This is a genomic window from Variibacter gotjawalensis, from assembly GCF_002355335.1.
Lineage (GTDB): Bacteria > Pseudomonadota > Alphaproteobacteria > Rhizobiales > Xanthobacteraceae > Variibacter > Variibacter gotjawalensis.
In genome coordinates this window covers 3,634,090-3,657,892 of the sequence record NZ_AP014946.1, presented here as the reverse complement: position 1 = coordinate 3,657,892, position 23,803 = coordinate 3,634,090, and the positions used below count along the sequence as shown (strand labels likewise).

Here is a 23,803-nt window from a genome sequence, read left to right as displayed (position 1 = left end):
GATCACAGATGAACGATCCGCTCGGCGATATGATCACCCGCATCCGCAATGCGCAGATGCGTAACAAGTCGAAGGTTTCGACGCCCGGCTCGCGCCTGCGCGCGAACGTGCTCGAAGTGCTCAAGACCGAAGGTTACATCCGCGACTATTCGTCGACGGAACTCGGCAACGGGCGCTCCGAATTCGATATCGAACTGAAGTATTTCGACGGCACGCCGGTCATCCGGGAGATCGCTCGCGTCTCCAAGCCCGGCCGCCGCGTTTACGTCTCGGTGAAGAACCTGCCGCGCATCGGCAATGGTCTCGGCATCGCGATCGTCTCCACGCCGAAGGGCGTGATGGCCGATCACGAAGCTCGCGACCAGAATGTCGGCGGCGAGCTCCTCTGCACCGTATTCTGACGGGAACACAACAATGTCACGTATTGGCAAAAGGCCCGTAGCGCTGCCGTCCGGTGTGACGGCGAATGTCGAAGGACAGACCGTCAAGGTAAAGGGCCCGAAGGGCGCTTTGCAGATCGTGCTTCCGGAAGACGTCGAAGTCGCTATGGACAACGGTTCGGTCGCGGTGAAGCCGCGTTCCGAAACCAAGCGCGCGCGCGCGATGTGGGGCATGTCCCGCACGCAGGTCGCAAACCTGATGAAGGGCGTCACCACTGGATTCGAGCGCAAGCTCGAGATCAACGGCGTCGGTTATCGTGCGGCCGTGCAAGGCAAGAACCTGCAGCTCGCGCTCGGTTACAGCCACGATGTGCTGTTCCCGATCCCGGACGGCATCTCGATCGTCACGCCGAAGCCGACGGAAATCGTCGTCACCGGCATCGACGCTCAGAAGGTCGGCCAGGTTGCGGCTGAGATCCGCTCGTATCGTCCGCCGGAGCCCTACAAGGGCAAGGGCGTGAAGTACGCAGGCGAGTTCATCTTCCGCAAGGAAGGCAAAAAGAAATGATCCGCGCGGGCAAGTTTTCGTTCCCGGGTGCGGGCGAGCTCATCCTGGTTCGTCCAGGCGCAGAGCCGTTTCGCGCTTCCGGTTATGCGTTCGACGTTCGCCCGTCGCGCGACTCGGACAACGCTACGCACAGCATGCTGCGCGAGCTGATTGCCATCCGCCGGGATGGCGGCAGGAAGAGCTAAGGTCATGGCACACAAAAGCACAACCGAACGGCGTGGGGCGCGTGTTCGCCGCGCCGTCAAGGCAGCGGCCAACGGCCGCGCACGTCTCACGGTGTTTCGCTCGTCGAAGCACATCTACGCTCAGATCATCGACGACACGAAGGGCGTGACGCTCGCGTCCGCTTCGTCGCTCGAGAAGGATCTGCGCGGCAGCCTGAAGACCGGCGCCGATATCGACGCCGCCAAGGCCGTCGGTAAGCTCGTCGCCGAACGTGGCGCCGGCGCTGGCGTCAAGGACGTCGTATTCGATCGCGGCCAGTATCTCTATCATGGCCGTATCAAAGCGTTGGCTGAAGCCGCGCGGGAAGGCGGATTGAACTTCTAATGGCACAACGTCCAGGCGCCTCGCCCGATCGAGGCAATCGTAAAGAACGTGACCGCGGCGATCGTCGTGAAGAGCGCGACAGCGAGTTTGTCGACAAGCTCGTTCACATCAATCGCGTCGCCAAGGTCGTGAAGGGTGGTCGTCGCTTCGGCTTCGCCGCGCTCGTCGTCGTCGGCGACCAGAAGGGTCGCGTCGGTTTCGGTCACGGCAAGGCACGCGAAGTTCCGGAAGCGATCCGTAAGGCAACCGACGCTGCGAAGCGTTCGCTGACGCGCGTTCCGCTGCGCGAAGGCCGCACGCTGCATCACGACGTGTTCGGTCGCCACGGCGCCGGCCGCGTCTTCCTGCGCGCAGCGCCTCCGGGCACCGGCATCATCGCGGGTGGTCCGATGCGCGCCGTTTTCGAAACACTGGGCATGCAGGACGTCGTCGCCAAGTCGATGGGTTCGTCGAACCCGTACAACATGGTCCGCGCCACATTCGATGCGCTGAAGACTGTCGATAGCCCGCGTTCGGTTGCGGCACGCCGGAACATCAAGGTTTCGACGCTGCAGAATCGCCGCGGCACGGTCGACGGCGAACAGCCGGCCGCCGACTAAGGAGCCGAGTGATGAACGCAACGAAAAGCTCGAAGACCGTGAAGGTGCAGCAGATCGGTTCGCCGATCCGCCGCCGGCACGACCAGCGTGAGACGCTGGTGGGTCTCAATCTCAACAAACTCGGCCGCACGGCCGAGTTGCCGGACACGCCGGCAACGCGCGGCATGATCGCCAAAGTGGCGCATCTCGTCCGCGTGGTGGAGAAGTAAGGACATTCGCGATGGCTCGGTTCAACCGGGCCATCCACGCCTTCGGGCGTGCGACGACAGAGGCATCGGCCTCAAGAGGATAGAACGATGAAACTCAGCGATCTGAGGGACAAGCCGGGCGCGACGCACAATTCGAAGCGCGTCGGCCGCGGCATCGGCTCCGGCAAGGGCAAGACTGCCGGCCGTGGTGTCAAGGGTCAGTGGGCACGCTCCGGCGTCGCCATCAAGGGCTTCGAAGGCGGTCAGATGCCGTTGCATCGCCGTCTGCCGAAGCGTGGCTTCAAAAAGCCGTTCCCGGCGAACTATGTCGAGGTGAACCTCGACCGCGTTCAGGCCGCGATCGACGCGAAGACGCTCGACATCTCGAAGACGATCGATGCGGCCGCGCTGGTCGAAGCCGGCGTCGTGCGCCGCGCCAAGGACGGTGTCCGTCTGCTCGGCCGTGGCGAGCTCACGTCGAAGGCTCAGTTCTCGCTCGCGGGTGCTTCGAAGTCGGCTGTCGCAGCCGTCGAGAAGGCCGGCGGCTCGATCGAAATCCTCGTCGTGAAGGCTTCGGAAGAAGAAGCCGCGTAACGATTCCGTCATCCCGGAAGCCGCGCGGTTCGCGTTGCGAACTCAGGCTATCCGGGATCCATTGCCCCAGATTTGACGCAGGGAGCATGGATTCCGGGTTCGCTGCTCCGCTTACGCCCGGAATGGCAGTGACTTTTCAATGGCCCCCGAGGCCCTATATAGGGGCGTACCTCAAGGCCTCCTGGCAGCGATGTCGGGTAACGGAGCGGTAGATGGTCTCGGCAGCGGAACAACTGGCGGCAAACCTTAATTTCGGCGCGCTCGCCAAGGCCGAAGAACTCAAGAAGCGTATCTGGTTCACGCTCGGCGCTCTGCTCGTCTATCGTCTCGGCACGTATATCCCGCTGCCCGGCATCGATCCGGGCGCGTGGGAGCAGATCTTCCGCTCGCAAGCGGGCGGCATTCTCGGCATGTTCAACATGTTCGCCGGCGGCGGTATCAACCGCATGGCGATCTTCGCGCTGAACATCATGCCGTATATCTCGGCGTCCATCATCATCCAGCTGATGACGACGGTGTCGCCGACGCTCGAAGCGCTCAAGAAAGAGGGCGAGGCGGGCCGCAAGACCATCAATCAATACACGCGTTATCTCACCGTGCTGCTCGCGGTGTTCCAGGCGTACGGCATTTCGATCGGTCTCGAATCGTCCGGCACGGTCGTGTCCGATCCTGGCCTGTTCTTCCGCATCACCACGGTGCTGACGCTGACCGGCGGCACGATGTTCCTGATGTGGCTCGGTGAGCAGATCACGTCGCGCGGTATCGGCAACGGCATCTCGCTGATCATTCTCGCAGGCATCGTCGCGGAACTTCCGGGCGCGCTCGTCGGCACTCTCGAACTCTCGCGTCAGGGCGCGATTTCGCCGGCGCTCATCCTCGGCCTCGCCGTGATGGCCGTCGCCGTCATTGCTTTCGTCGTGTTCATGGAGCGCGCGCAGCGCCGCTTGCTGATCCAGTATCCGAAGCGTCAGGTCGGCAATCAGATGTTCGAGGGTCAGTCCTCGCATCTGCCGCTGAAGCTCAACACATCCGGCGTCATCCCGCCGATCTTCGCGTCATCGTTGCTGCTGTTGCCGGCGACGATCGCGAACTTCAACGCGGGACAGGGCGGCGAATGGCTGCAGTGGCTGACGACTCAGCTCAGTCACGGCCGTCCGCTGTTCATGTTGCTCTATCTCGGCCTGATCGTGTTCTTCGCGTTCTTCTATACGGCGATCGTGTTCAATCCGACCGAGACCGCCGACAATCTGAAGAAGCACGGCGGCTTCATTCCGGGCATTCGTCCGGGCGAGCGCACCGCGGAATACATCGACTATGTGCTCTCGCGCATCACGGTGATCGGCGCGATCTATCTCGGCATCGTCTGCTTGATTCCCGAGTTGCTGATTTCCTACAGCGGCGTCACGACCTTCTACTTCGGCGGCACATCGCTGCTCATCGTCGTCTCGGTGACGATGGATACTGTCGCGCAGATCCAGGGCTATCTGCTCGCGCATCAGTATGAAGGTCTTATCAAGCGTTCGAAGCTGCGCGGCCGCAAGCGGTGATGATGTGATCCAGCGCATCGGCTTCACAATCGGTGCGCTGCTTCTCTACCGGCTCGGCTGCAATATCCCGATCCCGGGAATCGATCCCGTCGCGTGGCAGAGTTTGTTCGGTGGCTTGCAAGGCGTCGCCAATGCCGGCAATTTCTTCGGCGGCAACGCAAGCGCGCGCATCTCGCTCTTCGCGCTGACGATCATCCCTTACATCACCGCAGCGTTCTTCATTCAGTTCGTCGTCCTGGCGTCGCGCCGCGTTCGCGCCCGCGCGGAAGATAGCGGCGTTGCGGGCCGGCGCATGATCGTGCGCGTCACGCTCGCGCTCACGTTGCTGCTTGCGGCGTTCCAAGCGATCGGTTTGGCGAATGCGATGCAGCAGGTGACGGGCCTCGTGACGTGGCAAGGCCCTGCATTCATCGTCACGGCCACGATCATCTGGTGCGCCGGCGTTCTTGCTCTCGTGTGGCTCGCCGAACAAATCACCGCGCGCGGATTCGGCAACGGCATTTCGTGGTTGTTGTTCGCGACAGCCGCAGCGGAACTGCCGACGGCGCTCGCGACGAGCATCGAGATGGTCCGGCTCGGTGTTCTCTCGGGACGCACCGCGTTTCTTCTGCTGCTCGTCGTCGTCGCAATCGTGGCGTGGGTCGTAATGGTCGAACTCGCGCGGCGAAATTTCTCCGTCGAACGAATCGACGGCAAGGGCCGCGCCGATCTCAATCTCAAACTCAATCCGAGCGGCATCGCGCCGCAGCTGCTCGCCGGATGGGCGATGCTGGTGCCGGTGAGTCTGCTGCCGTGGGTGTGGCAGTTCGTCAGCCAGGAGCAAGCCGTCGCGATCGTGCAGGCGATGCGGCCCGGCAGTGCGATCTACTATGTCTGCCTGGCGCTTTGCCTCATCGTGACGTCGGTCATTTACACGGCATTCTTGCTCGATCCAGCGCGTCTCGCGGAGCGGTTGCGCGTGCTCGGATTGAGCCTTCCCGGTGTCGCACCGGGCGAGCCGACGGCGGACGCTTTTGACCACAGTGTTTCGCGACTCTCGCTTGCGGGAGCGCTCTATTTGGTTCTAGTGATTGTCGGCACGCAGGTTTTCTTTGCATCGCTCGGCTTGCCGTTCGCGATCGGCGGCTTTGCGTTATTGGTAGTTGTCAGTACTGTTTTGGATCTAAGGGCGCAGTACGCGTCCTACAGCGGGGGCGAACGTCTATGAGGTTGATACTGCTCGGTCCGCCGGGGGCCGGGAAGGGGACGCAGGCGCAGCGCCTCGTGGACCGCTACAAGATCGTTCAGCTTTCGACCGGAGATATGCTGCGCGCCGCCGTGGCCGCAGGATCGCCGATCGGCCTCAAGGTCAAAGACGTGATGGCAAGCGGCGGGCTGGTGTCGGATGACATCGTCGTCAGCATCATCGAGGACCGCATCCAGCAGCCGGACGCGAAGAATGGCTTCATCCTCGATGGCTTTCCGCGCACGGTCCCGCAGGCCGAAGCGCTCGACAAGATGCTCCATGAGCATGGCCTCGACCTCGACGGTGTGATCGAGCTGAAGGTCGATCACAAGAAGCTCGTCGACCGAATCGTTAAGCGCGCGGCTGACGCAAAAGCGGCCGGCCAGCCGGTGCGTCCGGACGACGATCCGGTCGTGTTTGAAAAGCGCCTGACCGCGTACGAGCGCGATACCTCTGTTGTGGCACCATTTTACCATAAAAAAGGTTCGCTGACCGAGATTGACGGCATGGCGAGCATCGACGGCGTCAGCGAAGCAATCAACAAGGCTTTGGCGGGGAAATAACCGGCCGAAGGGCGCAAATAAGCCAATAAGAATCGGCTTTTGCTGGTTGACGCGAGGGTCTTGAATCCTTTAATACCCCGGCATCCGTTGGGATTAATCGACGTTGCCGGGCTTCTCCTCCGGGGAAGGCGGGCGGCGTCGCGTGCATCATGGTGCAGCCCAGCGTCCAATAAAATCAACGCTTTCCGGCGCGCTCGGCTCGAGATTGCGCCTAGGAGTTACGACATTGGCCCGCATTGCAGGCGTCAACATCCCGACCAACAAGCGCGTCATCATCGCGCTGCAGTACATTCATGGCATCGGCCAGAAGGCTGCTCGCGACATCATGACCAAGGTCAATATCCCGGACGAGCGCCGTGTCTCGCAGCTGACGGACGCCGAAGTCCTGCAGATCCGCGAAGTCATTGACCGCGACTTCCTGGTCGAGGGCGATCTGCGCCGTGAAGTTTCGATCAACATCAAGCGGCTGATGGATCTCGGCTGCTATCGCGGCCTGCGGCATCGCCGCGGTCTGCCGGTGCGCGGTCAGCGCACCCACACCAACGCACGCACCCGCAAGGGTCCGGCGAAGGCAATTGCCGGCAAGAAGAAGTAATCGGGTTTATCGGTTTAGCGACGGCAGCCTCGAGCTGCCGTTTGCTGTTGCGATATTCCCAAGGTGGAGCCGCTGGAAGTACGGCGGCGTTGAGATCGAGAAGGATTTGAGATGGCTAAAGAAGCCGCCCGCGTACGTCGTAAAGAGCGCAAGAACATCGCCTCCGGCGTTGCACACGTGAATGCAAGCTTCAACAACACGATGATCACCATCACGGACGTGCAGGGCAATTCGATTGCCTGGTCGTCGGCCGGCACGATGGGTTTCAAGGGCTCGCGTAAGTCCACGCCGTATGCGGCGCAGGTTGCGGCCGAAGACGTTGCGCGCAAGGCGCAAGAGCACGGCATGCGCACGCTCGAAGTCGAAGTTGCCGGTCCGGGTTCGGGCCGCGAGTCGGCGCTGCGCGCATTGCAGGCCGCAGGCTTCACGGTGACGTCGATCCGCGACGTGACGCCGATTCCGCACAACGGTTGCCGTCCGCGCAAGCGTCGTCGCGTCTAAGAATTTTCTGCAGCGCTCCACTCGCGATGGAGCGCTGATTTTCCCGCACGGCGCCGTGCGGGCTTCGCGCGCCGATCGACTGGCGCTGCGCAACCGAACAGGGTGATGCACGTGATTCAAAAGAACTGGCAAGAATTGATCAAGCCCGAGAAGCTCCAAGTGACTCCGGGTCACGACGCTAAGCGCGTCGCGACGGTTGTCGCTGAGCCGCTCGAGCGCGGCTTTGGTTTGACGCTCGGCAACGCACTGCGCCGCATTCTGCTTTCGTCGCTGCAAGGCGCGGCGGTGCAGTCGGTGCAGATCGACGGCGTGTTGCACGAGTTCTCGTCGATCCCGGGCGTGCGCGAGGACGTGACCGACATCGTTCTCAACATCAAGGATATCGCGATCCGCATGCAGGGCGATGGCCCGAAGCGCATGGTCGTGAAGAAGCAGGGCCCGGGCCCGGTCACCGCCGGCGACATCTCGACGGTCGGCGACGTTTCGGTTCTCAATCCGGACCTCGTGATCTGCACGCTCGACGACGGTGCAGAGATCCGCATGGAATTCACCGTCAACACCGGCAAGGGTTACGTCTCGTCCGAGCGCAACCGTCCGGAAGATGCGCCGATCGGCCTCATCCCGGTCGACAGCCTGTATTCGCCGGTGCGCAAGGTTTCGTACCGCGTCGAGAATACGCGCGAGGGTCAGATCCTCGACTACGACAAGCTCACGATGACGATCGAGACGAACGGCTCGATCACGCCGGATGACTCGCTCGCTTACGCTGCGCGCATTCTGCAGGATCAGCTCAACGTGTTCGTCAACTTCGAAGAGCCGAAGCGCGAGCAGGCCGCTGAGACGATTCCGGATCTCGCGTTCAACCCGGCCTTCCTCAAGAAGGTTGACGAGCTCGAACTGTCGGTGCGTTCGGCGAACTGCTTGAAGAACGACAACATCGTTTACATCGGCGACCTGGTTCAGAAGTCGGAAGCAGAGATGCTCCGCACGCCGAACTTCGGCCGCAAGTCGCTCAACGAGATCAAGGAAGTGCTGGCGCAGATGGGCCTGCATCTCGGCATGGAAGTGCCGGGTTGGCCGCCGGAAAACATCGACGATCTCGCCAAGCGTTTCGAAGACCACTACTGATTTTATCGGCCTGCTGAGAGAGCGGCCCGCGAAGGAACAAGACCATGCGTCATGGCAAAGTCTACCGTAAGCTGAACCGCACGGCGGAGCATCGCAAGGCGATGTTCGCCAACATGTGCGCCGCGCTGATCAAGCACGAGCAGATCGTCACCACGCTGCCGAAGGCGAAGGAGCTTCGTCCGATCGTTGAGAAGCTCGTCACGCTCGGCAAGAAGGGCGACCTGCATGCGCGCCGTCAGGCGATTGCCGAAATGCGCGACGTTGCGATGGTCCGCAAGTTGTTCGACGTTCTGGCTCCGCGTTACAAAGAACGTCAGGGTGGTTACACGCGCGTTCTCAAGGCCGGCTTCCGCTACGGCGACTCGGCTCCGGTCGGCGTGATCGAGTTCGTCGATCGCGACGTCGATGCGAAGGGCCTCGACTCGGGTCCGGTGCAAGAGAAAGAAGCCGAGGCTGCATAAGCTTCGCGACTTTCCGAAATACGAAAAGGGCGGCCGATCGGGCCGCCCTTTTTTGTTGTCCGGTGCGGTGAGGATTACGTCGGCTTGATCGTGCGAAACGTTGCGCTGGCGCGTGCGCAGATTTCGCCGTCCGCTGTGATGAGTGCTTGCACGAAACACAATGTGCTGCCGGCGCGAATGACGGTCGGCGCGATTTCAAGCCACTGACCGGGTTTCGCCGCGCCGATGAAGTCGACGTTCAGCGACACCGTGACGAGTCTCGTATTGCCGCCGAGCGCTAAGCCGCAACTCAATCCCATCGCGTTGTCGGCGAGTGTCGAGATCAATCCGCCATGCGCAAAGCCGCGCGAATTCGTATGCGCTTCAGCGAGTCGCAGTCCGAGGTGCACCGAATCGGCGTTGCGCTTCGCGTAGATCGGCTCCCACGGTTCGGTCAGCGGGCTCTTGCGCGTGTGACGCGCAAAGCCTTCCGGCACTTCGCTCATCTGGGTCTCCCGCTCAAAATTTCAGCGTGGCGCGGATGTGCGGTGAGGCACGCGCACCGCGATAGATAACTTAGGCGCCGCAAGCCGGTTAGAACATCGCGTCTTGCGAGTGCCAACACCGCGCCTTGCAACCGATGATGCAAAGCTGGACGGCTCTGCCGCTTATTTGGCGGCGCGCGACTCACACTTTGAAGCGATGATGACAGCGTCTCTTGTTCAAGGAGGCTGGAATGACGCGGTTTGTGTGTGTCGCGTTGGTGTTTCTGGGCAGTTCGTTTGCCCTCGCGCATGATCATTGGATCAACGCGCTTCGCCTGACCGACCCGATCAGCGGCGAGTGGTGCTGCAACCATATCGACTGCAGCGCAGTCCCTAAAGACGGAGTGGGGGAGGTCTCGGGCGGCTTCATGGTCGCTGAGACTAAAGAGGTGATTCCCCACACGCGCATCCTTTGGCAATCGAAAGACGGGAGCTGGTGGCGCTGCAGAAATATGCAGACCAACGCGACTCGCTGTTTGATCGGGCCGCCGCGCGGATCGTGATCCACGATTCTCGCCGGCGGACGTGCCCTCACGGTGATTTGCGGCCCGGCGTCAACCGGGGAAGCTCTGCGCCAAGCGTGGGGCTGCCTGTCATTTCATCACGGAACAAAGCTGCGCGCGCTGGTTGCGGACACTCGGCTGCCGCGCCGTCTCCGAAAAAATCACGATTTTGCCACAATTGAACGGAACCGCGGTACGGTTGTGTAGTTAACGGTGTGCAATTGTGGCGCCGATTTGGCAGAACGAATGGTTACCAAATGGTTGCCGTGTTCTGGCCATTTTTACGAGAATTTACAAAGAATTAGGTACGATCTTCTTCTCGGCGTTATGGGGGCGAGTGTTGCCCTGAAGTCATAGACGGAGAAGGTGGGTTGGACTATCTCGTGGACCACGTTCACTGCGTAAGTAAATGAGGCTTGGAAAAATATGAAGAAGTTCACACTCGCTCTCCTGGCTGGCACGGCATTGATGGCCGCTCCGGCAGTCGCCGCCGATCTCGGCCGCCCGATCTATAAGGCTCCGGTTGCAGTCGCTGCTCCGTACATGCTCTGGAACGGCTTCTACATCGGCGCAAACGCTGGTTACAGCTGGGGCCGTGATCGCGTTGGTGGTGGTCGTGCTGACACCGATGGTTTCTCGGGTGGTGGCCAGATCGGTTACAACTGGCAGTTCTCGCCGAACTGGGTGTTCGGTATCGAAGCTGACCTCCAGGGCTCGAATATCGAGTCGGATGTTGCTCTGCTCAACACCAACGTCCACATGTGGGGCACGGTTCGTGGCCGTCTCGGCTACGCCTGGAACAACGTCCTCCTGTACGGCACCGGCGGTTTCGCTTACGGCCGCAACGAGCTGACGGGCTTCGGCGTTTCGCAGTCGAAGACCCACACGGGCTACACCTTCGGTGGCGGTCTCGAATACGCGTTCGCTCCGCAGTGGTCGGCGAAGGTTGAATACCTGTATGTCGATCTCGGCCGCGAATTCTATGATGCGCCGGCATTCCAGACGAACGTCCGTTCGGACTTCCACACGGTTCGCCTCGGCATCAACTACCGCTTCGGCGGCGCACCGATCGTCGCTTCGTACTAATCGAACCGACTTCGCTTTCGGAAAGGGCCGGCTTCATGCCGGCCCTTTTCTTTTGTGCTGATTTCGGTGGAAAGATAACGGCGGCACTACTTGCGGTTTTGCCAGGCGGTTAGCCTTGGCGCGGGACAGGAATCACCTGCGGGGCCGCAAGATGTTCAAAGCGATTTTGGTTGGACTGTCGTCTCTGGCAGCCATCGCGCCGGCGTCCGCCGCCGATCTTCCGGTTTACAAAGCACCCATTGCCGTCATCGCGCAGAGCTGGAATGGCTTCTACGTCGGCGCCAATGTCGGCTACGGCTGGGGACGCGTCGGCCAGGTGATCGACCTCAGTGGTCCGGTCAATCTCGGCAGCTTCCCGATCGATGGCATCACGGGCGGCGCGCAAATCGGCTACACCATGCAAATTGCACCGAATTGGATCCTCGGCATAGAGGCCGATATCCAAGGCGCGAGCATCGGCGCGACGACGGATCGCTTCGCCTTCACGACCAGATCCGAGGTCGATGTGTGGGGCACGGTGCGCGGCCGGCTTGGCTACGCGGTCGGAAATGCGTTGATCTACGGCACCGGAGGCTTTGCCTGGGCCGGCCAGGAGTTTCAGGTCGGTGCGGCGCCGGCGCTCTCAAACACGCATGTCGGCTGGGCCGCGGGCGGTGGATTGGAATACGCGTTCGCGCCGAATTGGAGCGCGAAGGTCGAGTATCTCTACGCGCGTTTCGGCCGCGAGGATTACGACTTCGGCCGCTTCGTCGACCCAACGCGGGTCAATCTCGAACTGCAGACAGTCCGCCTCGGCGTGAACTATCGCTTCGGCGGCGGCCCGATTGTCGCCTCGTACTAAGGCCGGGGTCGTTCTGAGAAACTGAGTCCGGAAACCGCGTTAGGGGTTTGTTTTCCATCGCGAATCCGCCGGCAACAGTGTTGCCCTGGCGCACTAGCGGTGACAAGCAAGTCCGCCATATCGTGCGGCCGCTGAGAGTTTTGGGGCGTCGACAGAAGGGCCGGCCGGAGAGCCGGCTCTTTTGTTTTTGTCGCCGACTTTGCCGCGATGCATAGTGCCGCGATGATCAACCGGCGCGTGTTTTGGGTCGCGGCAATAGGAGCTTTGGCGATGGGCTCGGCGTCCGCCGATGAGGCTTTGCTGGCGGCTGCCGGCAGCGGTGACGTCGCCGCGATCGACCGTGCCTTGACGGGCGGCGCCGCAATCGACGCACAGGATCCGCAGCGCCGCACTGCGCTTCTCGTCGCCGTCGCGTATGACCGCACGGACGCGGCGCTGCGCTTGATCCAGGCCGGGGCGAACGTGAATGTTCAAGCCAAGAACCACGACTCGGCCTGGCTGCTCGCCGGTGCGCTCGGCCGCACGGCCATCCTGGCCGCGATGCTGGATCAGGGCCGCGTCGACTATGCAAAGCGCAACCGCTTTGGCGGCAATGCGCTCATCCCGGCCTGCGAGCGCGGCCATGTCGAGACCGTGCGGCTGCTGCTCGAGCGCTCCAAGATCGACGTCAATCACATCAACAATCTCGGCTGGACGGCGCTGCTCGAGGCCGTCTTCCTCGGCAACGGCGGCGAGCGGCATCAGGAGATCATCCGGCTCCTGCTCAAGCATAAGGCCGACGTCAATCTGGCCGACCGCGACGGCAAAACACCGCTCTGGCACGCGAAAAAGCACGGATATGCGGCGATTGTGACGATCCTCGAAGCGGCAGGCGGCCGCTAGGTGCTGTCGTTCGGCGCGGCCTCTGCCTATATATTTCCATCAGATCATGCGAATCGGTTCTTCATGAAAACACTGGCACTTGCGGCCGCGACCGCGCTCATCCTTTCGGCTCCCGTTGCGCTTTCGGGGCGCGCCGATGCGCAGACCTCGCGCGCGCCCTCGAGTTCGAATGACCTCAAGCTTTCGTTCGCGCCGGCCGTGCGGCAAACCGCGCCGTCGGTTGTCAATGTTTATGCGGCGCGCGTCGTCGAGAATCGCAACCCGATGATGGACGACCCTATCTTCCGCCGCTTCTTCGGCGGCCCGGGTATGCCGCGCGAGCAGGTGCAGCGCTCGCTCGGCTCCGGCGTGATCGTCGACAAGAGTGGCTTCATCGTCACCAACAATCACGTCGTCGAAGGCGCGACCGAGGTGAAGATCGCGCTCGCGGATCGGCGTGAGTTCGAAGCCGAGATCGTGCTCAAGGATGCGCGGACCGATCTCGCGATCCTCAAGCTGAAAACGCCGCCGGACAATCTCGCGGCGATTGCGGTCGGCAATTCCGACACGCTCGAAGTCGGCGACTTCGTGCTCGCGATCGGCAACCCGTTCGGTGTCGGACAGACGACGACCCACGGCATCGTCTCGGCGCTGGCGCGCACGCAGATCGGCATCACGGACTACGGCTTCTTCATTCAAACCGACGCGGCAATCAACCCCGGCAACTCGGGCGGCGCGCTGGTCGACACGCAAGGCCGTCTCGTCGGCATCAACACGGCGATCTTCTCGCGTTCGGGTGGCTCGCAAGGCATCGGCTTCGCGATCCCGGTGAATATGGTGCAAGTCGTCGTCGCGTCGGCGAAAGCCGGCAGCGCGACGGTGCGCCGTCCATGGCTCGGCGCGAAGCTGCAGAACGTTACGTCGGAGATCGCCGAGACGCTCAACCTCAAGCGCCCGACCGGCGCGCTGGTCGCGAGCGTGAGCGCGAACGGACCGGCCGCACGTGCTGGCCTCAAGACCGGCGATCTCGTCACGGCTGTCGATGGGGTGACGATCGACGATCCGCAGGCGTTCGGTTTCCGCTTCGCGACTAAGGCCATCGGCGGCAGTGTCGACGTCGATTACATGCGCGGCAGCAAGGAACACAAGGCGAGCGTTCGTCTCGTTGCCGCGCCGGAAGATCCGCCGCGTGAAGCTGTGACGCTCAAGGGCCGCACGCCGCTCACCGGCGCGACGGTGGTGAACATCTCGCCCGCAGTCGCGGACGAACTGCGCATCGGCAGCGATCTCGAAGGTGTCGCGATTTCGGCGATCGAAGAGAACACGCCGGCGCAAGCGGTCGGCTTTCAGGCCGGCGACGTGCTCGTCGAGGTCAACGGGCAACGCATCAGCCGTTCGGGCGATCTCGATAAGCTCACGCAGACGCCGCAGCGCATGTGGCGCCTGCAGATCAACCGCGGCGGTCAGACGCTGACAACGGTGTTGGGTGGCTAGAGCATCCGCCAAGATTTCCGCTCGTCCCCGCGAAAGCGGGGACCCAGCAGGCGCGCGGGAGCGCGCTCAAAAAGCCTGGATTCCCGCTTTCGCGGGAATGAGCGGAGGTTGTGGGTGCTGCTGTAGGACATCGCGAGATGGCTAAGTCACCGGCACCGAATCTTTTTGCGGCCGCAGGGCTGGAGAAAGCCGCGCCGCGGCCGCTCGCCGATCGGCTGCGTCCGGAAAGTTTGCCGGATGTCGTCGGACAAGACCACATCCTCGGTCCCGATGGGCCGCTGACGCGGATGCTGCAGACGCGGACGCTCGGCTCGATGGTGTTCTGGGGACCGCCCGGCACCGGCAAGACGACAGTGGCGCGGCTTCTGGCGGACGCGACCGAACTCGAATTCGAGCAAATCTCGGCCGTGTTCTCCGGCGTCGCCGATCTGAAGAAAGCATTCGACGCCGCGCGCGCTCGCCGCGAGATGGGGAAGGGCACGTTGCTCTTCGTCGACGAGGTACATCGTTTCAATCGCGCGCAGCAGGACAGCTTCCTCCCCGTGATGGAAGACGGCACCGTCGTGCTGGTCGGCGCGACGACTGAAAATCCGTCGTTCGAACTCAACGCCGCCTTGTTGTCGCGTGCGCGCGTTCTCGTGTTTCGCTCGCTCGACGAAGCCGCGATCGAAAAGCTGTTCGCGCGCGCGGAGGAGATCGAGGGCAAGCCGCTGCCGCTGACGCCTGAAGCACGCGCGATGCTGGTGCGTATGGCGGACGGCGACGGGCGTGCGTCGCTGACGCTGGTCGAGGAAATCTGGCGTGCAGCGCGGCCGGGCGAAGTATTCGACGAAGCGGCCGCGCAGGAGATCGTGCAGCGCCGCGCGCCGATCTATGACAAGTCGCAAGACGGCCACTACAACCTCATCTCGGCGCTGCATAAGTCGGTGCGCGGCTCCGATCCGGATGCGGCGCTCTATTATCTCTCGCGCATGCTCGACGGCGGCGAGAACCGTCTTTTCATCGCGCGGCGCGTTGTGCGGATGGCGGTGGAAGACATCGGCATGGCCGATCCGCAGGCGCTGGTGATCGCGAATGCCGCAAAGGATGCATTCGACTTTCTCGGCAGCCCCGAGGGCGAACTCGCGATCGCGCAGGCCGTCGTCTACATGGCGACGGCGCCGAAATCGAACGCGGTCTATACGGCCTTCAAGGAGTCCATGCGCGTCGCCAAGGAGTATGGCTCGGTCATGCCGCCGAACGCGATCCTCAATGGCGCAACCTCGCTGATGCGCGAGCAGGGCTACGGCGAGGGCTACATGTACGACCACGACACGCCGGATGCGTTTTCGGGGCAGGAGTACTTCCCGCCAAAGATCGGGCGGCGGAATTTCTACGATCCGCCGGACCGCGGCTTTGAGCGCGAGATACGCAAGCGATTGGATTACTGGTCGAAGTTGCGTGCTTCCAAGCAGGACGAGCAGGGCGAGTAAGCCGTGCGAGCGCCGTCTCGAAGGTGACGGCGTGGATGTTTTCGTTTAACGAGGCGCAATGAGCCGCCGCCCCTCCAAGCCACCGAACCGCCAACGTCCCGCATCGGGACGCGACTCCGCTCCTCGCGGAGGACGCGGCAAGCCGCCTGTGGGTGAAAAGCGCGGCAAGCTCGACGGCAAACGGACGGAGCGCGGCCCGAAATCCTTCGCGCCGCGCGCCGGCGAGCGCACCGTTGCGAAGACACCGCGTCAGGACCGTCCGCAACGCGATGAGCGTCCGCGCCGGGATGAGCGTCCGCAACGCGATGAGCGTCCCCGCCGCGACGAGCGGCCGAAGCAAGAGCGTTTCAAGCAAGACCGCCCAAGACAAGAGCGACCGAGACAAGACCGCCCGAGACAAGAACGCCCGAAACAAGAACGCCCGAAACAAGACGGCGCGGTGGAGAGCTGGTCGCGTGACGAGCGTCCGCGTCAAGAACGCGCCAGACCAGAGCGACCGCAACGAGAGCGTCCGCGCCAAGAGCGTCAGGAACGACCTCAGCGAGACCGGACGCGAACGGAACGTCCACGCCAGGATCGTCCGCGACAAGATCGTCCGCAGCGCGATGAGCGGCGCCCGGCACGTCCGCCGGTGAAGCCGCTGGAGGAGAAAGTCCGCGCGCTCGTCGATGCGCTCGAGAGTTTGCCGACCGCCGTGCAGACCGTCACGGTCACCGGCGACGAGAACGACATGCGGGTCGATCGCTTCCTCGAAGCGCGCTTTCCGGGGCTGTCCTTCTCGCACATTCAGCGCGTGATCCGTAAAGGTGAGCTGCGCGTCAACGGACGCCGCGCCGACTCGAAGGATCGTTTGAAAGCCGGGCAGGCGGTGCGCATTCCGCCGCTGCGTGTCGACACACCGAAAGCGCCGGGTGAGCTCACCGGCAAAGGCGCGGACGATCTCGCGTTCCTCAAATCGATCACGCTCTACGAAGACGACGACGTCCTCGTGCTCAACAAGCCGTTCGGCCTCGCCGTGCAGGGCGGATCCGGTACGACGCGGCATGTCGACGGCATGCTCGAAGTGATGCGCGACCGTCACGGGCAGCGTCCGCGACTCGTGCACCGTATCGACAAGGATACGGCCGGCTGCCTGCTGGTTGCGAAGACGCGCTTTGCGGCGTCGACGCTGGCGAAAAGTTTCCGCTCGCGCGATGCACGCAAGGTGTATTGGGCGCTGGTTGCCGGTGTGCCGCGTCCGCATCAGGGGCGCATCTCGACCTACCTCGCGAAAGAGGAAGTCGAGCGCGACAGCTTCATGCGCGTCGCCAAACACGGCGAAGAGGGCGCGAGCCACGCGATCACCTACTATGCGGTGGTCGAGACGGCGGCGCAGAAGCTGGCGTGGATTTCGCTCAAGCCCGTTACGGGCCGCACGCATCAGCTGCGTGCGCATTGTGCGCACATCAAGCACCCCATCGTCGGCGATCCTAAGTATTTCTCGATTGAGAATTGGCAACTGCCGGGCGGCGTGCAGAACCGCCTGCATCTCTTGGCGCGCCGGATCGCGCTGCCGCATCCGCGCGGCGGCATGATCGATGTCTCGGCGCCGCTGCCGCCGCACATGCAGCAATCGTGGAATCTGCTCGGCCTCGATGCCGACCGCTACGACCCCATTGTCGAGGCGCCGGAAAAGTAACGCCGTCACGCGTCCGTGACGGCACCAAAACCGCCGCAATGCGTTGCTTGGCTATGCGGATGCGAATTCTCACATGTGGCTTGGTGGTTCTCGCGATGGCGACTGCGCCGGCGCTGGCGCAGAATCCGCCGTCCGTGCTCGGCACCCAGCCGATTGGGCCGCCGATGAATCCCAACCAGGTGATTCAGCAGCAGAACCGGCCGCAGAATCTGCCGCCCGCGATGGCGCCGCAGCCGTATGAGTTCCGCAACCCGTCGAGCGGCCCGATGCCGCAGGTCAACCCCTACAGCGGATCGAGCCCGCGCGCGCGAGAGAGCAGCCGTCAGCGTTACAATTGCGCACAGAAGGCGAAGGGCATGTCGCGCGGGAAGCGCGACGCCTATATCCGCGGCTGCATGGACGGTTGAGCGCTATGCGCTCGCAGCGTCGAGCGTCTTCATCTGCTCAGCGCTCAGCTTGAGCTTCGTCGCGGCGATAAGTTCGTCGAGCTGTTCGATGCTGGTCGCGCTGGCGATCGGCGCCGCGATGGTCTCACGCTGCGATAGCCAGGCGATGGCGATCTGTGCAGGCTTCGCTTTGGTTTCCTCGGCGACTTTGTCGAGCCCGCCCAAAATGCGCATGCCGCGTTCGTCCATGTATTTCTTCACGGAACGCTCGCCACGCACGCTCTTCTTGAGGTCGCGTTCGGAGCGATATTTTCCGGTGAGAAAGCCGGCGGCCAGCGCATAATACGGGATCACCGAAACGTCGTTCTTCTCACAGACGGCCTGACGTTCGGCTTCGAAGTCTTTCCGATCGGTGAGATTGTAAAGCGGCTGCAGCGTCTCGTAACGCGGCAGGTTGTTGTCCTTCGAAACCTGCAGGGCTTCGGCAAGACGCTTCGCCGAATAGTTCGACGCGCCGATCGCGCGCACCTTGCCTTGCTCGATGAGCCGCTTGTAAACGCCGAGCGTGTCGGCGAGCGGCACGGTCTCGTCGTCCGTGTGCGACTGATAGAGATCGATGTAGTCGGTCTGCAGACGTTTCAGCGACTCGTTCACCGACTTCACGATGTAATCGGGGTCGAGGCCTTTGCTGCCGTCGCCCATCTGCATGCCGACCTTCGTTGCGACGATGACTTTGTCGCGGCCGCCGCGCTTCTTGAGCCAAGAGCCGAGGATCGCTTCGGACTCGCCGCCTTTGTGACCCGGCACCCAGGCCGAATAGACGTTCGCGGTGTCGATGCAGTCGAAGCCGGCGCTGACGAAGTGGTCGAGAAGGGCGTGCGACGTCGCCTCGTCAGCGGTCCAGCCGAACACGTTGCCGCCGAAAATCAACGGCGCGACCTTGATGCCGGATTTGCCGAGTTCGTTCTTCTGCACGGGATGTCCTTTCGACAGCAAACAGCTTTGCCGGGGCCGAGCGCCCCGGATAATTCGTGTCAGTCTTTTCGTCTTGGATGCGCGGGTCAAGCCCCGCGCCGCGAACGGTAAATTCGCCGTAGATCAGCGCAAGCTGGCGTTGAATTTTTCCAGCGCATCGGAGCCCGGGCACAACTCTTTCTCGTTCAACGCGTTGAGCGGCGTCTTCACAGTGTTGAGATGTCCGTGCAGGTCGGCGGGTTCTTTGTCGACGTAGAGAAGACCGGTGACGATCTCGCCCGCCGCATGGCTCTCCTGCAGATACGTGATCGCCTTGACGCGATCGTGCGGATCGTAGTGCGGCGCGACTTTGCGGAGCACAAGCTTCGAGCCGTCATGTTGCTCGACGATCTCGACAGTGCCGGGTGCGTAGTCGGCCGTGATCGGGTTGCGGCCCGTGATGAAGTCGAGGCGGTTCACCGCCATGTTGTGCTCACGCACATAGTCGAAGCTCTTCGTCGAGCCCGCGTGGTTGTTGAAGGCAACGCATGGCGAGATGACGTCGAGGAAGGCAGCGCCCTGATGCTCGATCGCACCCTTGATGAGCGGCACGAGTTGGCCTTTGTCGCCCGAGAAGGAACGCGCGACATAAGTCGCGCCGAGCTGCAGCGCGATTGCGACGAGGTCGATCGCGTTGTCGGTGTTGTGCACGCCTTTCTTCGACTTCGAACCGCGGTCGGCGGTGGCGGAGAATTGACCCTTTGTCAGACCGTACACGCCGTTGTTCTCGACGATGTAGGCCATGTTGACGCCGCGGCGGATCGCATGAGCGAATTGGCCGAAGCCGATCGACGCGGAGTCGCCGTCGCCCGACACACCAAGATAGATCAGGTCGCGGTTGGCGAGATTCGCGCCGGTGAGCACCGACGGCATGCGCCCGTGCACCGAGTTGAAGCCGTGCGATTGGCCGAGGAAATAGTCCGGCGTCTTCGACGAACATCCGATGCCGGAAATCTTTGCGACGCGATGCGGTTCGATCGCGAGTTCGAAACACGCGGTGACGATTGCGCCGGTGATCGAGTCGTGGCCGCAGCCTGCGCACAGCGTCGAGATTTTGCCCTCGTAGTCGCGGTGCGTGTAGCCGAGCTCGTTCTTCGGCAGGCCGGGGTGGTGGAACTTCGGCTTGAGGAGATAGGTCATCGCAGCTTTCCTTTCCGGCCGCCCTCGTCCTTCGAGACGGCGCGCGCCAGCTTCGCTGGCAAACGCGCCTCCTCAGGATGAGGGCGGATAAATTCCGCGTTTCCCTTCATCCTGAGGAGCGGCAAGTCGCGAAGCGATCCGGCCGCGTCTCGAAGGATGAAGGCCACATTCATCACGCTGCGCCCTTGCGCTTCACGCTGAGCGTATCGAGGTGCTTGCCGATCGCTCCGGCGATGAAGCGGGCCGTGATCGGCGTGCCGTCGAAATGGAGGATCGGTATTAGGCGCATCGGGTCGAGGTTGAGTTCGTTGATCAGCATCATGCGGAGCTGCGCGTCGCGGTTCTGTTCGACGACGAACACGAAGTCATGTTCCGAGATGAAATCGGTGACTTCCTGCGCGAACGGAAAACCGCGAACGCGCAACGTGTTGAGGTGCTGATCGTCGGCCTCGAGCGTTTCGATCGCTTCGTCCATCGCGGGGGCGGTGGAGCCGAAGTAGATCACGCCGTGCTTCGAGGGCTCGGGCGCGTCGCGGCGGACCGCGGCCGGGACGAGCTTCTTCGCGGTCTCGAATTTCCGCAGCAGCCGCATCATGTTGTCGGCGTAAACCGCGCCTTCTTCGCTGTAGCGCGCGTAACGGTCACGCGACGTGCCGCGCGTGAAGAATGCGCCCTTGGTCGGATGCGTGCCCGGATAGGTCCGGAACGGAATGCCGTCACCGTCGACATCGAGGTAGCGGCCGAAGTCTTTGCCGGCTTCGAGTTCCTCGGCGGTCATCACCTTGCCGCGGTCGAACATGCGGCTGTCGTCCCACTTCAGCGGTGCCGAGAGGTGATGGTTCATGCCGATTTCGAGATCGAGCATGACGAAGATCGGCGTCTGTAGACGATCCGCGAGATCGAAGGCGAGGGCGCCGAATTCGAACGCCTCGGTCGGGTTCTCAGGAAACAGCAACACGTGTTTGGTGTCGCCGTGCGAAGCGTAGGCGCAAGCGAGGAGATCGCACTGCTGTGTGCGCGTCGGCATGCCGGTCGACGGACCGGCACGTTGGATGTTGAACAGCACCGCCGGAATTTCGGCGAAGTAGGCGAGGCCGATGAATTCCGTCATCAGCGAGATGCCGGGGCCTGACGTTGCCGTGAAGGAGCGCGCGCCGTTCCAGCCCGCGCCGATCACCATGCCGATCGAGGCGAGTTCGTCCTCGGCCTGCACGATCGCGAATTTCGCGTCGCCGGTTTCCTTGTCGATGCGGAAGCGCTTGCAGTGGCTCGTGAAGGCTTCGGCAACGGACGACGACGGCGTGATCGGGTACCAGGCGCAAACGGTGGCCCCGCCATAGACGGCGCCGAGCGCTGCGGCCGAGTTGCCCTCGATGAAGATTTTATCGCCGACGCCGTTCGATGTCTTCACGGTGAGGCCGATCGGGCAACGCAGGTTCTTGAGCGCCCAATCGCGCCCGAGATGCAGCGCGTGCACGTTCGGTGCGATCAGCTTGTCTTTGCCCTTGAACTGCTCGCCGAGCAGCTTGACGACGGCAGCGACATCCATGTCGAGCAGCGCGGTCAGCGCGCCGACATAGATGATGTTCTTGAACAGCTGGCGCTGGCGCGGTTCTTTGTATTCCGCGTTGGTGATCGCAGTGAGCGGCACCCCGATCACCGTGATGTCGGGACGGAATTTCGTCGCCGGCATCGGCTTGGTCGAGTCATAGAGAAGATAGCCGCCGGGTTCGATCGAGGCGACGTCTTTGTCCCAGGTCTGCGGGTTCATCGCGACCATGAAGTCGACGCCGCCGCGCGCGCCGAGATGACCCGACTCAGTGATCCGCACCTCGTACCAGGTCGGCAGCCCTTGGATGTTCGACGGAAAGATGTTGCGCGGCGCGACCGGCACGCCCATGCGCATGATCGCGCGGGCGAATAATTCGTTCGCGCTCGCCGATCCCGAACCGTTGACGTTGGCGAAACGGACGACGAAGTCGTTGACGCGCGTCAGCGGTTTTACGCGTGCGTCTGATGCTTCTGCTGACATGATGTTCCTGCGTGCGTCATTTCGATCAGATACTTGTGCATGTCCCACGCGCCGGTGGGGCAACGCTCGGCGCAAAGGCCGCAGTGGAGGCAGACGTCCTCGTCCTTCACCATCACGCGGCCGGTTTTGAGATTGTCGGCGACGTAGAGGTCTTGGCTGAGATTGTTCGCCGGCGCCTTGAGATGCAGGCGCAGCTCGTGCTCCTCACGATTCTCCGTGAAGGTGATGCAGTCCATCGGGCAGATGTCGACGCAGGCGTCGCACTCGATGCAGACTTCGCCGGTGAAGACGGTCTGCACGTCGCAGTTCAAGCAGCGATAAGCTTCCTTCAGCGCCAACACCGGGTCGTAGCCGAGTTCGACTTCGGTGCGCAGATCCTTCAGCGCGATTTCCTTGTCGCGCATCGGCACGCGATAGCGCTCGTCGAGCGCGATCTCGTTGTCGTAGGACCATTCGTGAATGCCCATCTTCTGGCTCACGATGGTGACGCCCGGTTCAGGGCGAACCGTGATGTCCTCGCCTTGGCAATGCTTATGGATCGAGAGCGCGGCGTCGTGGCCGTGCGAGACGGCCCAGATGATGTTCTTCGGGCCGAACGCTGCGTCGCCGCCGAAGAAGATGCCGGGGCGCGTCGATTGGAACGTGCGTTCGTCGACGACCGGCATGTTCCACTTGTCGAACACGATGCCGATGTCGCGCTCGATCCAGGGGAACGAATTTTCCTGGCCGACCGCGACGAGCACGTCGTCGCACGGAATGTGTTCGTCGGGTTCGCCGCTCGGTACGAGGTTGCGGCGGCCCTTCTCGTCGCGCTCCGCCTTCACCTTCTCGAAGATGACGCCCGTGAGCTTGCCGTTCTCGTGCGTGAAAGACTTCGGCACCATGAAGTTGCGGATCGGAATGTCTTCGTGGATCGCGTCTTCCTTCTCCCAGGGTGACGCCTTCATCTCGTCGAAGCCGGAGCGGACGACGACCGTCACGTGTTCAACGCCGAGACGGCGAGCTGTGCGGCAGCAATCCATCGCGGTGTTGCCGCCGCCGAGCACGACGACGCGCTTGCCGATCTGTGTCGTGTGGCCGAACGAAACGTTCGAGAGCCACTCGATGCCGACATGCACATTCTTGGCGGCTTCCTTGCGGCCCGGAATGTCGAGGTCGCGTCCGCGCGGCGCGCCGGAGCCGACGAAGATCGCGTCGTAGCCTTCCTCAACGAGAGACTTCAGGCTGTCGATGGATTTGCCGCCGATGAAGTTGACGCCGAGATCGAGGATGTAATTCGTCTCTTCGTCCACGACACTATCGGGCAGGCGGAATTTGGGGATCTGCGTCCGCATCATGCCGCCGGCTTTCGGATCGCGCTCGAACACCGTGCATTCGTAACCCATCGGCGCGAGATCGCGCGCGACGGTCAGAGACGCGGGGCCGCCGCCGATGAAGGCGATGCGCTTCCCGTTCGTTTTCTCCGGGCGCGGCGGCAGGCGGTGGTGGATGTCTTCCTTGTGGTCGGCGGTGACGCGCTTGAGACGACAGATCGCGACCGGCTCATCTTCGACGCGGCCGCGCCGACAGGCCGGTTCGCACGGGCGGTCGCAGGTGCGTCCGAGAATTCCCGGAAACACGTTCGACTTCCAATTGATCATGTAGGCGTCGCTGTAGCGGCCGGCGGCGATCAGTCGGATATATTCGGGGACGGGTGTATGAGCGGGGCAGGCCCATTGGCAGTCGACAACTTTATGGAAGTAGTTCGGCTGCGAGATGTCTGTGAGTTTCATCGACTCTCTTGTTTGTGCCTTGGCTCCGTGTGCCCAGATGCGCGGGCGCGCGGAACATCAGCATCTCCTCTCCGCTCAGGCGTTGAATCGCCCAAGTTGTTG

Annotated in this window: 27 protein-coding genes; 22 read left to right on the top strand and 5 right to left on the bottom strand. The window is 62.7% G+C overall.

What is annotated here, in order from left to right; translation table 11 throughout:
• The first annotated feature begins 8 nt into the window (after positions 1-8).
• The 14 genes from rpsH (at position 9) to rplQ (ending at position 8,898) form a co-directional block, all read left to right on the top strand.
• A complete protein-coding gene (rpsH, locus tag GJW30_RS17900) occupies positions 9-401 on the top strand; it encodes a 30S ribosomal protein S8 (protein ID WP_096357751.1) in 393 nt (130 codons plus the stop codon).
• Between the two features lie 13 nt (positions 402-414).
• Positions 415-948: a 50S ribosomal protein L6 gene (gene rplF / locus GJW30_RS17895; RefSeq protein WP_096357749.1), complete on the top strand. Its 534-nt coding sequence runs from the start codon at positions 415-417 to the stop codon at positions 946-948.
• The gene (locus GJW30_RS17890) at positions 945-1,133 is read left to right on the top strand and encodes a hypothetical protein (protein WP_096357747.1); all 189 of its coding nucleotides are present in this window, start codon (positions 945-947) and stop codon (positions 1,131-1,133) included. The genes rplF and GJW30_RS17890 overlap by 4 nt, the downstream gene beginning before the upstream one ends.
• Before the next feature lie 4 nt (positions 1,134-1,137).
• Positions 1,138-1,497 carry a 50S ribosomal protein L18 gene (gene rplR, locus GJW30_RS17885; protein ID WP_096357745.1) on the top strand — a complete coding sequence of 120 codons (360 nt, stop codon included), beginning with the start codon at positions 1,138-1,140 and terminating at the stop codon, positions 1,495-1,497.
• Entirely contained in the window at positions 1,497-2,096 is a 600-nt protein-coding gene (rpsE, locus tag GJW30_RS17880; protein WP_096357743.1) for a 30S ribosomal protein S5, read from the top strand. The genes rplR and rpsE overlap by 1 nt, the downstream gene beginning before the upstream one ends.
• Before the next feature lie 11 nt (positions 2,097-2,107).
• Entirely contained in the window at positions 2,108-2,305 is a 198-nt protein-coding gene (rpmD, locus tag GJW30_RS17875; protein WP_096358908.1) for a 50S ribosomal protein L30, read from the top strand.
• Positions 2,306-2,392: 87 nt separating this feature from the next.
• A complete protein-coding gene (gene rplO, locus GJW30_RS17870) occupies positions 2,393-2,878 on the top strand; it encodes a 50S ribosomal protein L15 (protein WP_096357741.1) in 486 nt (161 codons plus the stop codon).
• Positions 2,879-3,090: 212 nt separating this feature from the next.
• Positions 3,091-4,425 (top strand): preprotein translocase subunit SecY, encoded by a 1,335-nt coding sequence (secY, locus tag GJW30_RS17865; protein WP_096357739.1) that lies wholly within the window; start codon positions 3,091-3,093, stop codon positions 4,423-4,425.
• 4 nt (positions 4,426-4,429) lie between these two features.
• A complete protein-coding gene (locus GJW30_RS17860) occupies positions 4,430-5,632 on the top strand; it encodes a preprotein translocase subunit SecY (protein ID WP_157746783.1) in 1,203 nt (400 codons plus the stop codon).
• Complete coding sequence (locus tag GJW30_RS17855) at positions 5,629-6,213, top strand: adenylate kinase (RefSeq protein ID WP_096357735.1); 585 nt, start codon at positions 5,629-5,631, stop codon at positions 6,211-6,213. The genes GJW30_RS17860 and GJW30_RS17855 overlap by 4 nt, the downstream gene beginning before the upstream one ends.
• A 226-nt stretch (positions 6,214-6,439) precedes the next feature.
• Positions 6,440-6,808, top strand: coding sequence for a 30S ribosomal protein S13 (rpsM, locus tag GJW30_RS17850; RefSeq protein WP_096357733.1), 369 nt, complete (start codon positions 6,440-6,442; stop codon positions 6,806-6,808).
• Positions 6,809-6,919: 111 nt separating this feature from the next.
• Entirely contained in the window at positions 6,920-7,309 is a 390-nt protein-coding gene (gene rpsK, locus GJW30_RS17845) for a 30S ribosomal protein S11 (RefSeq protein ID WP_096357731.1), read from the top strand.
• Between the two features lie 105 nt (positions 7,310-7,414).
• Positions 7,415-8,437 carry a DNA-directed RNA polymerase subunit alpha gene (locus tag GJW30_RS17840; RefSeq protein ID WP_096358907.1) on the top strand — a complete coding sequence of 341 codons (1,023 nt, stop codon included), beginning with the start codon at positions 7,415-7,417 and terminating at the stop codon, positions 8,435-8,437.
• 44 nt (positions 8,438-8,481) lie between these two features.
• Positions 8,482-8,898, top strand: coding sequence for a 50S ribosomal protein L17 (gene rplQ / locus GJW30_RS17835; protein ID WP_096357729.1), 417 nt, complete (start codon positions 8,482-8,484; stop codon positions 8,896-8,898).
• A gap of 74 nt (positions 8,899-8,972) precedes the next feature.
• Here rplQ and GJW30_RS17830 read toward each other — a convergent pair whose 3' ends face one another.
• Positions 8,973-9,383, bottom strand: coding sequence for a PaaI family thioesterase (locus GJW30_RS17830; protein WP_096357727.1), 411 nt, complete (start codon positions 9,381-9,383; stop codon positions 8,973-8,975).
• A 230-nt stretch (positions 9,384-9,613) separates the two neighbouring features.
• Between GJW30_RS17830 and GJW30_RS17825 the strand changes: the two genes are divergently transcribed.
• From GJW30_RS17825 to GJW30_RS17790, 8 genes are all read left to right on the top strand, one after another.
• The gene (locus tag GJW30_RS17825; protein WP_130364573.1) at positions 9,614-9,925 is read left to right on the top strand and encodes a hypothetical protein; all 312 of its coding nucleotides are present in this window, start codon (positions 9,614-9,616) and stop codon (positions 9,923-9,925) included.
• Positions 9,926-10,351: 426 nt separating this feature from the next.
• A complete protein-coding gene (locus GJW30_RS17820; protein ID WP_096357722.1) occupies positions 10,352-11,011 on the top strand; it encodes an outer membrane protein in 660 nt (219 codons plus the stop codon).
• Positions 11,012-11,162: 151 nt separating this feature from the next.
• Positions 11,163-11,852 (top strand): outer membrane protein, encoded by a 690-nt coding sequence (locus tag GJW30_RS17815; protein WP_096357720.1) that lies wholly within the window; start codon positions 11,163-11,165, stop codon positions 11,850-11,852.
• A gap of 270 nt (positions 11,853-12,122) precedes the next feature.
• On the top strand, positions 12,123-12,734 hold the full coding sequence (locus GJW30_RS17810) for an ankyrin repeat domain-containing protein (protein ID WP_245408552.1): 612 nt from the start codon (positions 12,123-12,125) through the stop codon (positions 12,732-12,734).
• A 72-nt stretch (positions 12,735-12,806) separates the two neighbouring features.
• A complete protein-coding gene (locus GJW30_RS17805; RefSeq protein ID WP_245408751.1) occupies positions 12,807-14,207 on the top strand; it encodes a DegQ family serine endoprotease in 1,401 nt (466 codons plus the stop codon).
• Positions 14,208-14,344: 137 nt separating this feature from the next.
• A complete protein-coding gene (locus GJW30_RS17800) occupies positions 14,345-15,679 on the top strand; it encodes a replication-associated recombination protein A (protein WP_096357716.1) in 1,335 nt (444 codons plus the stop codon).
• Between the two features lie 439 nt (positions 15,680-16,118).
• Positions 16,119-17,357, top strand: coding sequence for an RluA family pseudouridine synthase (locus GJW30_RS17795; RefSeq protein WP_245408551.1), 1,239 nt, complete (start codon positions 16,119-16,121; stop codon positions 17,355-17,357).
• A gap of 59 nt (positions 17,358-17,416) precedes the next feature.
• Entirely contained in the window at positions 17,417-17,764 is a 348-nt protein-coding gene (locus tag GJW30_RS17790) for a hypothetical protein (protein ID WP_130364571.1), read from the top strand.
• A 3-nt stretch (positions 17,765-17,767) separates the two neighbouring features.
• Here the strand turns inward: GJW30_RS17790 and GJW30_RS17785 are convergent, their stop codons facing one another.
• The 4 genes from GJW30_RS17785 to GJW30_RS17770 all read right to left on the bottom strand — a co-directional run bounded on the left by GJW30_RS17785 (position 17,768) and on the right by GJW30_RS17770 (position 23,701).
• Positions 17,768-18,718, bottom strand: coding sequence for an aldo/keto reductase (locus GJW30_RS17785; protein WP_096357710.1), 951 nt, complete (start codon positions 18,716-18,718; stop codon positions 17,768-17,770).
• A gap of 123 nt (positions 18,719-18,841) precedes the next feature.
• Positions 18,842-19,897 (bottom strand): 2-oxoacid:ferredoxin oxidoreductase subunit beta, encoded by a 1,056-nt coding sequence (locus GJW30_RS17780; RefSeq protein ID WP_096357708.1) that lies wholly within the window; start codon positions 19,895-19,897, stop codon positions 18,842-18,844.
• Positions 19,898-20,069: 172 nt separating this feature from the next.
• On the bottom strand, positions 20,070-21,929 hold the full coding sequence (locus GJW30_RS17775; protein ID WP_165391583.1) for a 2-oxoacid:acceptor oxidoreductase subunit alpha: 1,860 nt from the start codon (positions 21,927-21,929) through the stop codon (positions 20,070-20,072).
• Positions 21,899-23,701: an FAD-dependent oxidoreductase gene (locus tag GJW30_RS17770; protein ID WP_096357704.1), complete on the bottom strand. Its 1,803-nt coding sequence runs from the start codon at positions 23,699-23,701 to the stop codon at positions 21,899-21,901. The genes GJW30_RS17775 and GJW30_RS17770 overlap by 31 nt, the downstream gene beginning before the upstream one ends.
• Positions 23,702-23,803 lie beyond the last annotated feature (102 nt).